Genomic DNA, 16,379 nt, shown 5'->3' on the forward strand with positions numbered 1-16,379 from the left:
ATTACCTCATCTTGTTTAAACATCTTAAAAATATTATATAAACTTCCATCTCAATTTGCAAGTAAAATACATAACATTGTGTTGACATGTTTAAACAAGTGTGATATATTAAAGTTGTTCAAACAAGTTAAAGTGAAAGGATATTATGAGGAGAAGGAGAAAGGAAGGCAAATACGATGGGAAAGTATGAGAACGATGTAAGACATTTATTAACACTTGTCGGAGGTAAAGAGAATATCCAGGCAGTTTCCCACTGCATGACAAGAATGCGTTTTGTTTTGGCAGATCCCCAAAAAGCGGATGAAAAAGCGATTGAAGAACTACCCAGCGTAAAAGGAACATTTACACAGGCAGGACAATATCAGGTAATTATCGGGAATGATGTATCTACATTTTATAATGAATTTACCGCTTACGCCGGCATAGAAGGGGTTAGTAAAGAAGCAGCAAAGCAAGCGGCAAAAGGAAATCAGAATGTGATCCAGAAAATGATGAGTAACCTGGGTGAAATATTTGCACCGATTATTCCTGCATTAATTTGTGGTGGTCTTGTTCTTGGATTTAGAAATATTATTGATGGAATTTATTTCTTTGATAACGGAACGAAGACATTGATCGATATTTCTCAGTTTTGGGCAGGCGTGGATTCCTTTCTCTGGCTTATTGGTGAAGCTGTATTCTGGCTGCTTCCTGTAGGAATTGTATGGTCGATTACAAAGAAAATGGGGACAACACAGATTCTTGGTATTATACTTGGACTGACGCTGATATCGTCTCAGCTTTTAAATGGATTCGATGTGGCATCTACTCCTGCAAAAGACATTCCTGTTTGGGATTTCGGGTTTGCTAAGGTACAGATGATTGGGTATCAGGGACAGGTCATCGCTGCTATGCTTGCGGGATTTGTACTTGTTTATCTGGAGAAATTCTTCCGAAAAATCTGCCCTGCGGTTATCAGTATGATTGTTGTTCCATTCTGCTCACTGGTTCCTGCGGTATTTATTGCACATATGGTAGTCGGGCCAATTGGCTGGACAATTGGAAACGCAATCGGAGACGTTGTGTATGCAGGTCTGACATCTGACTTCCGTTTTGTATTTGCTGGAATTTTTGGATTACTATATGCACCGGTTGTTATGACAGGACTTCATCATATGACAAATGCCATTGATTCCCAGCTTCTTGCTTCTCCGGCTAAAAGTACCATTTTGTGGCCTATGATTGCCCTCTCCAATATTGCACAGGGATCCAGTGTATTAGCGATGAGCTTTATACAGAAAAAAAATGAGCGTGCACAGCAGGTCAACGTTCCAGCGTGTATTTCCTGCTATCTGGGTGTAACAGAGCCGGCATTGTTTGGTGTCAACTTAAAATACGGATTTCCGCTTGTATGCGGTATGATTGGTTCAGCAGCTGCGGCAATGATTTCAGTGGGATTCGGAGTAGAGGCGTTGAGTATTGGTGTAGGAGGCCTGCCGGGAATTCTTTCTATCAAGCCGGAATATTATCTAATCTTCCTTCTGGCAATGGCAGTGGCGATTGTAATTCCTTTTATTTTGACATTCATTGTGGGAAAAATTAAACTGTCAGATGCAGATAAATATGGAAATGCAGCAGCTTCCAATAATGTAGAAAAAATAGTGGAAGAGACAGAAACAAAAGAAATCTCTCCGGCAGATCGTATACACGATAGCAGTGCAGCAGAAAATGAGGGAAATATGACCTCCAATGGAGAATTAAAAGCGATATTAAGCGGTAAAGTAATACCGATTGAAGAAGTGCCGGATGATGTTTTCTCACAGAAAATTATGGGCGACGGAATCGCATTTGAACCAGAGAATACGGTCGTAACGGCTCCAGCAGATGCAGAAGTCAGTGTAGTTATGGCGGAAACAGGACATGCGTGCGGACTGACACTGACCAATGGAATGGAACTGCTGATACATGTAGGTGTAGATACAGTGGATATGAATGGAGAAGGCTTTAAACTTCTTGTAAAAGAGGGCGACCATGTAAAAGAGGGTGACGCTCTTATAGAATTTGAACCAGAAAAGATCAAGGAAGCAGGGCATCCCTGCACGACGATGTTAATTGTAACTGCCCAGGGAAAGACTTCAGAGGTAAATATGCATACCGGTATAGAAGCGACAGCAGGGAAAACAACAGTAATTTCTTATAAATAGGAAAAGGATGTTCTGTAATCCATAGAGAGAAAGGAAATGACAATATCTATGAAAACAGATTTTAGAAAAAGTACGGTTTATCAGATTTACCCAAAATCTTTTTGCGATAGTAACCAGGATGGATTAGGGGACTTAAGAGGTGTTATATCAAAATTGGAGTATATAAAGGAATTAGGCGTGGACTATATATGGATGACTCCGTTTTTTGTATCGCCTCAAAATGATAATGGATATGATGTGGAAGATTATTATCAGATTGATCCTAGATATGGAACGATGCAAGATGTGGAGGAGCTGATAAAAGAGGCAGACAAACACGGTATCAAGCTTATGTTTGACATGGTTTTTAACCATGTGTCAACCAGACATGAATGGTTTCAGAAGGCGCTGGAAGGAGATCCATACTATAAAGATTTCTTCTTTTTTCGGAAAGGAAAGGAAAACGGAGAGCCGCCCACGAACTGGGAAAGTAAATTTGGCGGCAGTGCATGGAAATATGTGGAAAAATTTGATGAATATTATTTACACCTGTATGACGTAACACAGGCAGATTTAAATTGGGACAACGAAAATGTACGCAGAGAATTACAAAACATTGTAAAATTCTGGATGGATAAAGGGGTAAAAGGCTTTCGTTTTGACGTAGTTAATCTAATTAGCAAGGGGACATTTGAAGATGATACAGAAGGGGATGGGAGAAAATATTATACAGACGGCCCGAATATTCATAAATATCTCAAAGAGCTGCATGATATGACCTTTGGCACAGACACAGAGATTGTGACCGTCGGCGAGATGTCCAGTACTTCTATTGAAAACTGTTATGACTATGCGGGAGAAAAGACTGGCGAATTATCTATGGTATTTAGTTTTCATCATTTGAAGGTAGATTTCATGGGAAACGAAAAATGGGTACTGGTACCGGCAGATTTTAGAAAACTAAAGAATATTCTTTTTGAATGGCAGACAAAAATGGAGGCATACCATGCTTGGAATGCGCTATTTTGGTGTAATCATGATCAGCCCAGGGTCGTTTCACGTTTTGGAGATGAAGGGAAATACTGGAAGGAATCTGCAAAAATGCTTGCAACAATGATACATCTTATGCGTGGTACGCCGTATATTTATCAAGGGGAAGAAATAGGAATGACAAATGCGGGGTTTACAGATATTTCCCAGTATCGGGATGTGGAAAGTCTGAATCATTTTCGTATTTTACAGGAGAAAGGATTGACAGAATCAGATGCTTACCGCATATTGCAGATACATTCCCGTGACAACAGCCGCACGCCTATGCAATGGGATACATCTGCACATGCAGGTTTTACCGGAAGTGAGAAAACACAGCCATGGATATCTGTAAATCCGAATTATACACATATCAACGCCGCACAGCAGATGGAAGAGGAAGATTCTGTTTTCTGTTACTACAAAAGGTTAGTTGCTCTAAGAAAAGAATTAGATATTATTGCTTATGGCTCTATAGAACCATTGGACATCAACCATCCTTGTATATTTGCATATAAGAGGACTTATGAAGGGCAGGAGATGCTCATTGTGGCTAACTTTTACGGAAGAGACTGCGAGTGGAAATATAAGACAGAATTAAAAGACTTTCAGTGTATTTTAAGTAACTATAAAAACATAAGAAAACCAGAAAATAACATATGGAAATTACAGCCATATGAAACACAAGTATGGTATAAAATATAAAGTTAACGAAGCAATAAGCACTGCGGAAGCTGACAAAAATGCCTTTCTTGTCTGGAAGAAAAGCTTTGACAGAAGGTACGCAAAAAACACTATATCAGAACACAGGGCAGGACCCGCTTTACCTCATCCGTTCGAGTGGTTCTAAGCACAAAATATCTCTTTCACACGCCTCTTTTGTCGGTTTCCGCAGTGCTTGTTGCTATATAGATATTTATGACTATGAAAAAGGGGAAAACTATTAGAAGTAAGTAAAAATAAACATTTACTTTATTCTTTTAATCCTATATAATACTCATGGAATCTTAATGAATGGAAATATGAAAAAAGGGGTTGACAGTCATGTATAGAAGCTGGCACGCTGGTGACAGACAGACAGACAGACAGACAGACAGACAGACAGACAGACAGACAGACAGACAGACAGACAGACAGTAAGGTAACGTCTGCCCTTTTTTGCGTACAATTAAAGAAAACTACGAAAAAGAAGCATAGTTATTTCATGTATACACACATGAAATAACTATGCTTTTTTGTGTCTTAAGATTTCATTTATAACCATAAGGGAAAGGAGTAAAAAATGAGTAAGATCAAGAGGAGCCTGGCGATGCTGCTGGCATTTTTCATGGTTGCGGTAAGTATTGCCGGTGTAACTCCTGTTTATGCACAGGAGACAGAAACGAGTGGGTATCAGATAAAGAGCACTTATGATGAAGAACAGAATAAAGTATTCATTAGCGGCGACGCGACAAATGTAAGTGAAGATATTACGATCAAAAGGATTCAGACATCTGATGGTACAGAGATAGATCTCGATGCACCAGAATTTATAGCGGACAGTAATGGAAACTATGAATTTACGATAGAATATCAGAAGTTCGTACCGACGGAAAATGGAGAGATTCTGACGGAAGACTATGTGGAAACGCAGACTATAGAGGTTACAGAAATTCAGAACTGCACAGAGGAACAGATTTCAGACAAAAGTGTCGCGGACGAAAATACTCTGTTCAGTGCGGAACCAAACGCCATAGCCGACAACAGCGGCGAACATGTTGTGAAAAGTTCCGCGGAACTTAGTAAGGTTTTGAAAGAGATTGCCGCAAGTGAAAATACAGAAGCAACCATTATTTTTTCTGACGAGGTAACGTCGTATATTGTCATTTCTGGAGTTGAAGGCAAACATATTACCTATAAATCCGAGGAAGGACATACGGCAAAAGTAAAAATATCAGATTTCAGTGAGCTGAAAGGCGATATTACACTTGATAACGTACAGATGTGTGGGGATAGACCTACATTATTTTGCGGCGGACATCTTTTCGAAACAACGGAGCGTACAACCTCACAGGCACAGTGGCCATCTACGGGATGGATCATCTATGGCGGCGCTGAAAATAAAGCTGTAGAAGGCGATACTAATCTCATTCTCCGGAGCGGAATATTCAAAAGTGTCTATGGCGGCGGTAAGAATGGAGATGTAACCGGAAACGTAAATATTACTGTTGGAAGTAAAGAGCAGGCACAAAAGGATATTGTACAATTGCAGAATCTATATGGCGGCGGCCATTACGGAGATATAAATGGAGATGTAAACGTTACTGTCTATTCCGGCACGATATCCGGGGGCTATGTTTACGGCGGAGGATATGGAAAATCAAATACAGAGCCTGCTGAAGTCGCAGGAACTGTCAATATTCAGATTGGCTATGAAAATATGGGAACAGATCTGATTTCATGCCCCACTGTCTATGGCGCTGGTTATCAGGCCAAAGCCGGTAATGTAACTATATCTGCTTATGATAACGGATCTTCCACTATTTACGGCGGAGGAGATTCGTGTAATATCGCAGAAAATATTTTATTAAACATATACGGCGAAGGCGACAGGGGACATAACATTTATGCCGCAGGATACGGGAAGATAACGGTCGGAGGAAAAATAAGTATAAACTATCAGTTTAAAAATACCTCTGATTCAGAGAACAATTTTCCAGATGTAATAACTGCAAATGGGAATACCCATATAGGAGGAGATGTAGAGATTACAATTCCGTCTTCCGATGATACATATCAATTTGGCAAGCTGGGACTGGCAAACAATTCGGGAGATCTTGAAATAGAAGGAACAAGTGTCTTAAATATCGGTTCGGATGTAAACGCGGCTTTTATCACAGGGAACAGGACAGAAACCGATTCGCAGAAAGTAAACGCAAAGAATACGATAAATATCAACGGAATTAATATCAAGACAGGCGTTTTTCAAGACTGTGGTAATATTGTTATAAAGGAAGGCTCTTATGTAAAAGTAGACAGTATTTATTTTAAAACTTCCTTCCCGGGCAGCAGTGAGACAAAGGGCAATAACCCATTTGATAATTCCTATAATCTTTCCGCAGAAGATAATGTAATTCTGGATACAAGGAATGTTTCTTCGACAATAAAGGGCAATGTACAGCTTGGAAAGGCACAATGGCACAAAAGAGGAGCTGTGGTAATTGAGGGAGATTATAACGGTGACAGCGCTGAGTTATATGTACCTGTCGTTTTAGAAGGCGCGAACTACGGTACAGACAATAATAAAATAACTATGAGGATAAACGGAAATACCACGGGAACGACAACGGTTTATATCATGGACAAACAATGGAAAGAAACAGCTTCTGTTGTAGGAGATAATTATATAGTAGCCAAAAAGGGTACGGATGAAAAACCAGAAGAAAGTGTATTTGTATTACATAATTCAGACAGCACCAGTAATAAATATCTCAAACGAACAGACGATGTAAAAGCTTCTGACAAGAATTATATGTGGCAGATAGCCGAAAAGGGAGCTTACAGCGTTTTGTATGAATTTAAATGTGGAACAAAAGGCGCCAGTCTGCCGAAGGTGGTAACCGCCCAGCTTCCGCTTGACGAAAGCATGTATGCCATGGGAGATACGGTATCAGCCATTATGCCGGAAGATACGGAAATTATAGGACCAAAAAGCGACGCGCCTGACGCGGCTATGGGTGTATGGGAATTCGTCGGGTATGACGAGGATTCAAAGATTGTAAGCGAGGACACGTTAGAAGAAGGAAAAGATGATTCGAAGAAATATATTATCTTTACAGGGAAATGGAAATTTACTGTAAATAAATATGATGTGATCTATGAGTTCGTAGCATCGGACAGCAGCAAACAGCTGCCAGAAGGCGTAACCAAACAGAAACCGGATACACAAACAGATGAGGTGACGCATGGAAAGACCGCAAAGCCTTCTGTGAGCAGCTTTACAGAAGTAGAAGACGGTGACGGAAAATGGGTATTTAAAGGCTGGGAGCCGCAGGAAGTTAAGAAGGTAACCTCGGATGTTACATTTACGGGGACATGGGAATATATAGCAAATACACATAAAGTAATCTATGTATTCGATACAGAAGAAAACAGAGACCTTCCAGATTCTGTTACAAGCCTGCTCCCTCCGGAAGAAACTCATGTCAAAGGCGATATAGTTACAGTGCCGGTGTTAGAACAAGAGGAGATTTCCGAGGTAGACGGTGTATGGACTTTTGACGGATGGGATTATGACGAAATAGAAGTTGGGACAGAGGATATTACTGTCACAGGTACATGGAGCTTTGAGCCTTACCAATATATCGTTAGCTATGAATTCAAATCAGCTTCAGATAAAGGATTGCCTAAGGAAATCACAGCTCTGCTGCCAGAGGCCGAACGAAAAAATCATGGAGAAAAGGTAACTCCGCCAGAGCCGGAGAAGACCCGGATTGAGACAGAGGATCAGACAGGAATCTGGCTCTTTAAAGGCTGGTCGCCAGAAGAGGTTGACAGTATCACAGCCGAACAAAAGTTTATCGGTACGTGGAAGTTTTATGAATATCAGGAGGTTATCGCGAAAGATCTGACGGCTTATGAAGGGGGACTGGGAAGCAACAACAGCACAACAACAGGAGACGCCCTTCCGGAACCTGCGTGGACAACACAGATGAGCGGACATACAGTAACCGTTGATGGAAACGAATGGGACGTTAGTAAAAAGGGACTTCCATTTGCATGGAACTATGTGGATAAAGACGGGAAAAAAGTAGAAAATTCAGCGACCGTTGGTGTATATACACTGCATGTCTATCCATTAGCGGAGCTGAAAGGAAAAGATGTTATTATAGATGATAAATATGTGCTTTGGCTTTCCGAAGATGGTGTACAGGCAGGAACTGTCAATGTAAGAGACGTTACAGATAACGAAAATGCAGACACGCTTTCTACAGATACATTTAAGAATGTATATAACCATGAATCTCCTCAGGATATACAAGCTTCTTCTTTCCGCAGTATGACGGGGCAGGCTGCTTTGTCCGAAGGAAGCGCTCTTGACGGTGTATTTGACGCTGTGACCGGCACACATACAGATGCATGCGATCCCGAAGAACCGCATGCCCATGTAAAAGAGGGAACAACTTTCTTAAAAAATGGAGATCCGGATATGCCGGTGGGAGAAAATGCGAAGATTGGTCTGCTGTGGGATAACCTTCTGGAAAATGTATTGGGCCAGCCGGCGCGTGTAGAAAAGCTGCATGAAAAGAGCCTGGACGCCATTGATAAAGATACATTTGACTTAGGCGGTACGCTCCACAAGGATTTTAAGTATATTGACCTTGTGGATATGACAGACGGAAATATATGGGTAGGAACCAGACAAAATGATGTAACGGTCTACTATCCATATCCAGAGGGAGTTGATAAAGAGGCTACAATTACTGTCACATGGTATGAAGGGTTGACGCGGGATTACACGATCGATATGACAGACAGTGATCTGGATGATGAAATTGATAAGACGAAAGCGCATACTGTCAATAATTTAAGAAAGACAGAGACAGGTATCCTGTTTGACGTACCTTCTAAACAGTTTGGTCCTATTGAAGTAATGTGGCAGAAGTCCTATGCACCTGCTTATGAATTCATCAGTGGAACAGAGGGAAAAGAACTGCCGCAGAGTATTAAGGATTCGGCGCCGAAAGCCGACCAAGAATATACAGAAGGTGTTGCGATTACAGCGCCGGAGGTTACTTCAAAAGAAGTGAAAACGGAAGATGGTGTATGGACATTCCAGAAATGGGACGCGGACAGCAAAGTTTCAGCGGAAGGCGTAAAATTTACAGGAATATGGACATATGAAAAAAATACAAGTATTACGGATGACATTCCGAATAAAGGAGATACTAACCCATCTCAACCGTCTGCGCCTGGTAAAGCTCAAGGAACAGACGGCCCAACAACAGGAGACAATGCGAATCTTACGTTGTGGAGTTCAATTCTCGTGGTGTCGGTATTGATTTTGGCTGTACTACTTGAAATAAGAAGGAAAAAGAAAGAGTAAGATTTCCTAAAGTAGTTGACAGAATAAGAAAAATTTACATTATAAATAAATGAGAGGATAATTTACAGCGGTCTGATTTTCAGGCCGCTGTTCATTTGTTAGAGTATTAGTTCCTAAGGGCCTCCCGTTCCGTGATGGCATACAGCAATGTGGACTCAGCGGATTTGCCCCATCTATTAAAGATAAATAAAAGAACCACAAATTTGTCTAAAGTATGCCTAAAACCCTTCCGTCTTTTTTATTATGTATATAGGTCTTTTTTTACTTTCCATATAATCTTTGGAGATATACTGTCCCAGTATGGACAGGAACAACAGTTGGACTGCATTTAGAAACAGGATAAGACAGACAATTAATCCTGTACCGTTTAATCCATGTCCGGTAAGGAGAAGAAGCAGGGCAGTCAAAAAAGTAAAAAGGAGCAGTAAGCCGCCTGCGGTTCCGGCAAGAGTGGCTGGAGCAGAAGAAAAGGAAAGAATCCCGTTTACGGCATATTGAAAAAGGCTGCCAAAATTCCATTTTGTCTCACCTGCTGCGCGCTCCACGTTACGGAATGGAATCCATTTTGTATCAAATCCTACAAAGGAGAAGATGCCTTTCATATATCGGTTGTATTCCTTGAACTCCAGTATAGAGTCGGCGACCATACGGTTCATCATGCGGTAATCTCCGGCTCCGTCTGCCATATTCAAGTCACAGAGTTTATTTATGATTTTATAAAAGCAGCGGGACAAAGCATTGCGCAGACGGCCTTCTCCTGCCCGATCTTCTCTAAAGCCTGCACAGCAGTCATACCCTTCTGTTTTTAACACGCGGTACATTTCTGCTAAAAGCGCAGGGGGATGCTGAAGATCTGCATCCATAAAGACGCAGTAGTTTCCAGACGCATTTTTTAATCCGGCGTACATAGCGGCTTCTTTTCCGAAATTACGTGAGAAAGAGATAAATTTACATCGGTTGTCCTTATAGACGAGAGTTTGGAGAATCTCCTGTGTATGATCGCTGCTGCCGTCATTTACGAAGATAAACTCAAAGGCGGCGCCGGAAATAGGTTCTATTGCTTTGGCGGTTTCCCGATAAAAAGCGGGAAGTACTTTTTCTTCATTAAAACAAGGAACAATTACACTTATTTTATCCATGACAAATTTCCTCCTTTTTAAAAATGCCATATTTGCATAAAAAATAATTTGCCAGTACAGTGATTACACTGACACAGATCTTTGCCGGCAAAGGCGGCAGAAAAATATGCTGGACAGAAAACCACAGAAGTGCATTTTCTACAAGCAATGTAAGAAAGCGCAGAGCGACAAAGGACAAAAACTGGCGTCTCGGGTTATTTCTGGAATGAAAGACCCATTTCCGGTTTAGCAAATATGCGGTAAGGACAGCGCCAATCCACGAGAGGCTGTTTGCTATAAGATAAGCAGGTGTGAATACCAGTAGGAGGAGGTACAAAGTATAATTGACCGCGGTTGTCAAACTTCCGCTTAACAGATAGGTGATAAATTCTTTTCTATGCTTCATAATGTTTTCCTTTCTTGCATGTTCCATCTTATAAATAAAAACAGATAAAAAATAAGGGCGGTGATACTGAGCAGGCAGCCGGCCGTCCTGCCAGGCGGATAAAACAGAACCTGAACGGTATGGGCTCCTTTCGAAAGCTCTGTGCCTGCAAAGGCTTCATTGACGGTTAGAAGAGGTACGCTCTGCCCGTCTACAAGTATCTTAAGACCGTTTTGCAGAGGAATAGAGGTAGCAAAGTACCCGTCTGTATCTGTCTCAATCGTTCCGGATAGGAGTGTATCAGCTTCAAACAGACGATTGGTATCTGTCTGGAGCTCTTTGCCGTATAGTTTAAGAGGAATAAACGTTTTCTGCGAAAAAATTGTCTTGGGAAGCGTACTCCACTGTATACTTTTTAAAAGATAAGTACCTTTCGAAAAGGTGATTTCTAATGTATCTGCTTTATTCGGTGAAAGCTGATAATGAAACATATCGTTGCCGTTGGGATACGGCGCTGAGGCTTTCGAAAGTTTATTCCGTATCTGATTGATGTCAATGACAACGGCATGGCTTCCCTTATTTACCACTTGAAATTCAAGTAAAAGAATTTGGTCGGGCGCCGGATTGAGAAGAGAAAGCGATAGAGTACTTTCAGAAGAAGCCCGTACAAGGATATCATTTTCCGTTTTTTTCAACCGCAGAGAATCAGGCAGGGTAAGGCTGTCCCATAAAGGAGTAAAAGCTCTTCGCTGGAAGGTGACGTCCTGTTTCTGGATAGTTTCTTTTTCGGGAGGAGTGTCTATTACAGTAAATTTTGTTATGGCTTCTAATTGTTCTGCTTCACTGAAAGCTTGAAATTGTTCCTGGCTGATGAAGTTATCTGTAAAATAACCAATCGGAAGGACTTCTTCATTTTCTGCGATTACATGTTCTCCAGATGTTCGTAGTATTTTATAGCCTGCCGGTACAGTGTCTTTCGCAGCTTCTATATAACGTATGCCGAGCAGATGCAGAAGAAAAGGATTGTCTGTGCTTAAAAGGGCAGTTTTATTATTAATCTGAACAGGAGTCTGCAAAACATCATAGTACACATGCAGATATTTCTGATTTGTAACAGAAGAATACATTGTACTCTTAGGCTGGCGGACATTGGGAAGCTGGTTACAATTTGTAAGCGGCTCAGTAAGCGTGTCAAACCGGTATAAGGGAGAAAACTTAAGTTCATTTGTCTTTTGGACAGAAAAGGCTTCGTCTGTTTGTCCCTTTTTAACAAAATTATCCGTACGCGCGGTCTGTATGAATAAGAGGCAGGGCACTACAAGAAGAAGCAGCAGGCTGTATTTTGCCAGCTTTTGGCGGGCAAAGACCACTGTAAAAAGAAAAACAAACAAAAAACCTATATCCAAAAGAACGAAAGAAAAGCGTTCCTTTTGCCAGGAAAAACAGGCAATTATAATGAGAAGCGGAAAAGGAAACAAAAATGTAAGCCGCGAAGCGTCTATTTTCTTTTGTTCTGTTATAAGATGTTGTAAAATTTGTACTGTGTGCAAAAGAATCAGAGGGACAAAAGGAATGAGTATTTTCGTTCGCGGGTATAGTGTCAGATTTAGTAAATAGGGGATAAAATACCAACAGGAAACAGCCAGATAGAGAACACTGTTTTTAAAAAATATCTTTTTAGTAAGCCCTATCAAAAGCGCATAAAGGGAAAGTATCGTCAGTCCCATTCCATAAGGACTGTATAAAAGTCCACTCATAGTAAAATCCGGAGCAAGGACGTCCAGAAGCGGCGCAGTGCTAAGAGAACGTCTGTGTTCCAGAAGAACGAGCGCAGTAGGAAGCAGAAGGGCAGCAGCCATAGCGCTGGCTAATATGATAGAGCCTGATAAGGACTTAAAAAATAAGGAACGGAAAAATCTGTTTTTTCGGATTTCATATATTTCTTTCTGATACCAGTACCATGCGATAACAACCATACAGGAAACAGAAAAATAAAAGCTGTGCAGATAAATCATAAACAGGCAGAGAGGGAGAAAACGAATTTTTTTCTTTTGTATGCACAAAAGAGCAAGCAGAAGGAAAGGCAGGTAGTTTATGAACATAATCTGTCTGTGAGCATGGAAAAAACAGGCGGCAGTCAGGAAAAGCACAGAGGCACACCATGATAAGAAACGGTCTTTCATTTCTCCTTGTATCCACCAGAAAAACAGCAGCACTGCGAAAAGGCAGGAAAATAAAATATAACCGATAAGAAGAAAACGCATGGGAATATCCTGAAACAGGCAGCCAATTAGTATATCAGGTCTTAGAAAGCCATAATAAGAGAAAAGATAAGCATTACTTCCTCCGCCCAGATTTAGTGATACTGGGAGTAATGTTTTTTGTTCCACACAGGCATTGCGGATTGTCTCGGCCAGAGAGACATGCTGGCTTAACCAGTCAGTATTGGAACCAAATATACAGCCGCCAGGCAGGCATAAAAATGTGACGGCGGCAAAAATAAAACATAAGGATGTAAGATAAATCAGATTCTTTTTCAAAATGAAATCTCCTTTTCAGTATTTACAGGCAATATCTTAAAGGCAGCTTCTTAAAATATGCCGAAAGTAAATCTAAAGAATTCTTAAGATAAAATACAGTTCTCTTAAAAAAGTGTATAATTGAGAAGATGATTTCGATACAGGACGTAAAAGGCATATGTCCGAATCTATATAAAAGAGGAGTAATATAGATATGCAGATGAGAGATACGAAAATTCTGATTGTAGATGACAATCCTGAAATACGGGAAATTATTCAGATACTGCTGGGAGGAGAAGGATATGCAGTAGAGGGGGCGAAGGATGGACATACAGCGCTTGAGCTTCTTTCGGAGGAAAATTACGATTTAATTATTTTGGATATTATGATGCCGGAAATGAATGGATATAAGACGTGTGTAGAAATAAGAAAAATAAGTAACACTCCTATTTTATTTTTAAGTGCCAAAACGCAGGAGGGAGATAAAACACTGGGATTTTCAAGCGGAGGGGACGATTATCTGGCGAAGCCCTTTTCTTACAACGAGCTGATAAGCAGAGCGAAGGCTTTGATACGGCGCTATCAGGTATACAGAGGAAAAGAGGAGGGGGAAAAAGAAACAGAAGCTATCCGTTACTACGACATAGAAATTCATACCGAATCCCGTAGCGTGTACAAAAACGGCGTTAGAATAGAACTGACAGATACAGAATATGAAATGCTGGTTTTGCTGGTAAAAAGACAAGGTATAGTTTTTTCGGCGCAAAGCCTGTACGAAAGTGTCTGGAATGAACCGTATTATTATGGGGCAAATAATACCGTTATGGTCCATATCAGAAATTTGCGCAGAAAACTAGAAGAGGATCCTAAAAATCCACAGCTTATCCGCACAATATGGGGAAGGGGGTACCGGTGTGGTTAAAATAAAAATCCGGCTGAAGCTAATCGGTATTGTTTTATTAATGGCTGCATTTAGCTTACTCTTATATCTATACCTGTGGAAAAATCAGGACAGAGTGTGCGAATTTATGGAACAATACGGAATCATACAGAAATGGGATGAAAAGGCATTTCTGGACAAAGTGGCACAGGAGGCGTTAAAGTATACTGTACCGGAAACGGAAGTAGATATAACAGAAGAGGCGTATAAAGAAATGCAGCCATTTTTTGATTCGGTATGTGATACATATACTTCTGTGTCCATTTATGGAGAGGACGACGGATTGTTTCGGATTGGCAGGGCGGCTCCTGTGTTGAATAAACTGCTCTATCGTTCGATTTTAGCAAATGGAACAGATATACTGGGAGAAATCCATGCGTATACTCCGGTGGAATTTCAAAATGGTACCTATGAGGTGGCATATGCATGTTATTACAGGACACAGTATGTCTATCCTTATGTTGTTGTAAGTATTTGCCTATGTGTACTTATATTTACCACAGGCATATTTATTTTTGCAAACCGGTTAATAAAACGTATCCTTACAATAAAAAGAGAGGTTTTGCTTATGGCGTCGGGAGATTTGTCTCACCCCGTGCCTAAATGCGGTAATGATGAAATTGGTGTCTTGGCGGAGGAGTTAAATGGCCTTCGTACAGCATTGGACGACAATATACAAAAAGAGGCGGCGAGCAGAAAGGCAAATCAAGATTTGATTACGGCGATGTCCCATGACTTGAGAACACCACTTACAATCCTTCAAGGCTATCTGGAAGTATTGAAGTTAAAAAGATATGGTCCGGATATGGCAGAAGAATATATAAACCGGTGCCTGCAAAAGACAAAGGATATAAAGGAAATGACCGATCGGATGTTTGAATATGCCTTGGTATTTGAAGAGACAGAGAGCCCGGAGCTGAAATCTATTCCATATAATGTGATTTACAATGTATTGAACGAAAATTGTGATTTTATAACACTGGCAGGTTTCAAGGTAGAAAGAAAAATCATAAGAACAGAAGGCGCTTTATTGGGAGACGAAATGATGCTGAAACGTATTTTCAGCAATCTGTTTTCTAATATACTGAAATATGGAGAAAAGAAAAATCCTGTTATTGTCCGATGTCAGATAAAAAGCGGAAAAATGGAAGTGTTTTTAATCAATACAGTGAAAGCAGAGCATGCGGAAATAGAAAGCAACAGAATCGGGCTGAAAAGCACAGAGAAGATGGTACAGCTTCACAGGGGGCAGCTATACCAGTCTGAAGAAAATAATATATATACAGTACAGATTCAATTAGAAGTATAAATATATTTTTTCAGAATTGTCAGAATGAATTTTAGGAAGCACCTAAATATAGCTGATAAAAAGGAAGATAAATACAATAAATTGATTAAATAATCTGAAAATTTTATATAAATAATACAATTATAAATTTATTTTAACAAAAAATAAAAAATGAATTGACAAATAAAAGACCCTGTGCTATTATGTAATCAATCCAAAAGAGATACAAGATTATTTAAGGAAACATCTCAAAAGGATATTTATCTAAAAGAACAAAGGATGTTCGATTAGGTTAAAAATACAGAGCAAGGAGGCAAGGGTCCAATGGACAGTATATCGTCATTTACAAATCAATATATCAGTGGTATGGCAAATGAAGGTTCCTGTGAAGAAAGAGACCTTTACCATAATAAATAAAACATCCAGAAAAATAGAATGAAAAAATGAATCGGAGAAGTAAGAATCTGGATAAAGTTTAGATTTTACATTTGCAGATATATTGGAAAATAATACCACATATAACAGAATTTCTGAAGATGTGTAAAGAAACATCAGACAGAATATTATTTCATAAATAAGAATGAATAGTTATAGAAGTAATAATTTAATAGCCGGCTGGAATATTTAGATAGTGGTACTGCAGCAGGTGAACAATTATAGGAAGAATAACTTAACGGACTCTTTAAAATATGTGATAGTACCAATGCTGACGAGACAGGAAAGCAAAGGATTTTAGTTATAAAAAGATAGTATTGAAGGAGGGTAGGTTTAGTAAGCTGGTCTTAATAAATCGACCAATTAATCAATAACAAATGGTAAAGGTCTTACAGGAACAATGAAAATTACGATGGTT

General features: G+C 40.0%; 8 protein-coding genes. 5 read left to right on the forward strand and 3 right to left on the reverse strand.

Going from position 1 to position 16,379, the window contains the following annotated elements:
* The first annotated feature begins 176 nt into the window (after positions 1–176).
* The 3 genes from treP to H8S37_RS13715 all read left to right on the forward strand — a co-directional run bounded on the left by treP (position 177) and on the right by H8S37_RS13715 (position 9,276).
* Positions 177–2,183 carry a PTS system trehalose-specific EIIBC component gene (gene treP, locus H8S37_RS13705; RefSeq protein ID WP_186876629.1) on the forward strand — a complete coding sequence of 669 codons (2,007 nt, stop codon included), beginning with the start codon at positions 177–179 and terminating at the stop codon, positions 2,181–2,183.
* Between the two features lie 48 nt (positions 2,184–2,231).
* Positions 2,232–3,896 (forward strand): alpha,alpha-phosphotrehalase, encoded by a 1,665-nt coding sequence (gene treC / locus H8S37_RS13710; protein ID WP_186876630.1) that lies wholly within the window; start codon positions 2,232–2,234, stop codon positions 3,894–3,896.
* 577 nt (positions 3,897–4,473) lie between these two features.
* Positions 4,474–9,276 carry an SHIRT domain-containing protein gene (locus H8S37_RS13715; RefSeq protein WP_186876631.1) on the forward strand — a complete coding sequence of 1,601 codons (4,803 nt, stop codon included), beginning with the start codon at positions 4,474–4,476 and terminating at the stop codon, positions 9,274–9,276.
* A 218-nt stretch (positions 9,277–9,494) separates the two neighbouring features.
* Here H8S37_RS13715 and H8S37_RS13720 read toward each other — a convergent pair whose 3' ends face one another.
* The 3 genes from H8S37_RS13720 to H8S37_RS13730 are packed head-to-tail and all read right to left on the reverse strand — an operon-like array spanning position 9,495 to position 13,319.
* Positions 9,495–10,415: a glycosyltransferase family 2 protein gene (locus H8S37_RS13720; protein ID WP_186876632.1), complete on the reverse strand. Its 921-nt coding sequence runs from the start codon at positions 10,413–10,415 to the stop codon at positions 9,495–9,497.
* On the reverse strand, positions 10,408–10,800 hold the full coding sequence (locus tag H8S37_RS13725) for a GtrA family protein (protein WP_186876633.1): 393 nt from the start codon (positions 10,798–10,800) through the stop codon (positions 10,408–10,410). The genes H8S37_RS13720 and H8S37_RS13725 overlap by 8 nt, the downstream gene beginning before the upstream one ends.
* Positions 10,797–13,319: a YfhO family protein gene (locus H8S37_RS13730; protein ID WP_186876634.1), complete on the reverse strand. Its 2,523-nt coding sequence runs from the start codon at positions 13,317–13,319 to the stop codon at positions 10,797–10,799. The genes H8S37_RS13725 and H8S37_RS13730 overlap by 4 nt, the downstream gene beginning before the upstream one ends.
* A 199-nt stretch (positions 13,320–13,518) precedes the next feature.
* On the opposite strand from H8S37_RS13730, the gene H8S37_RS13735 reads away from it, so the two are divergent.
* Positions 13,519–14,220 (forward strand): response regulator transcription factor, encoded by a 702-nt coding sequence (locus tag H8S37_RS13735; RefSeq protein ID WP_186876785.1) that lies wholly within the window; start codon positions 13,519–13,521, stop codon positions 14,218–14,220.
* The gene (locus H8S37_RS17320) at positions 14,213–15,547 is read left to right on the forward strand and encodes a sensor histidine kinase (protein WP_186876635.1); all 1,335 of its coding nucleotides are present in this window, start codon (positions 14,213–14,215) and stop codon (positions 15,545–15,547) included. The genes H8S37_RS13735 and H8S37_RS17320 overlap by 8 nt, the downstream gene beginning before the upstream one ends.
* Positions 15,548–16,379 lie beyond the last annotated feature (832 nt).

The sequence above is a fragment of the Mediterraneibacter hominis genome, assembly GCF_014287475.1.
Classification (GTDB): domain Bacteria; phylum Bacillota; class Clostridia; order Lachnospirales; family Lachnospiraceae; genus Mediterraneibacter; species Mediterraneibacter hominis.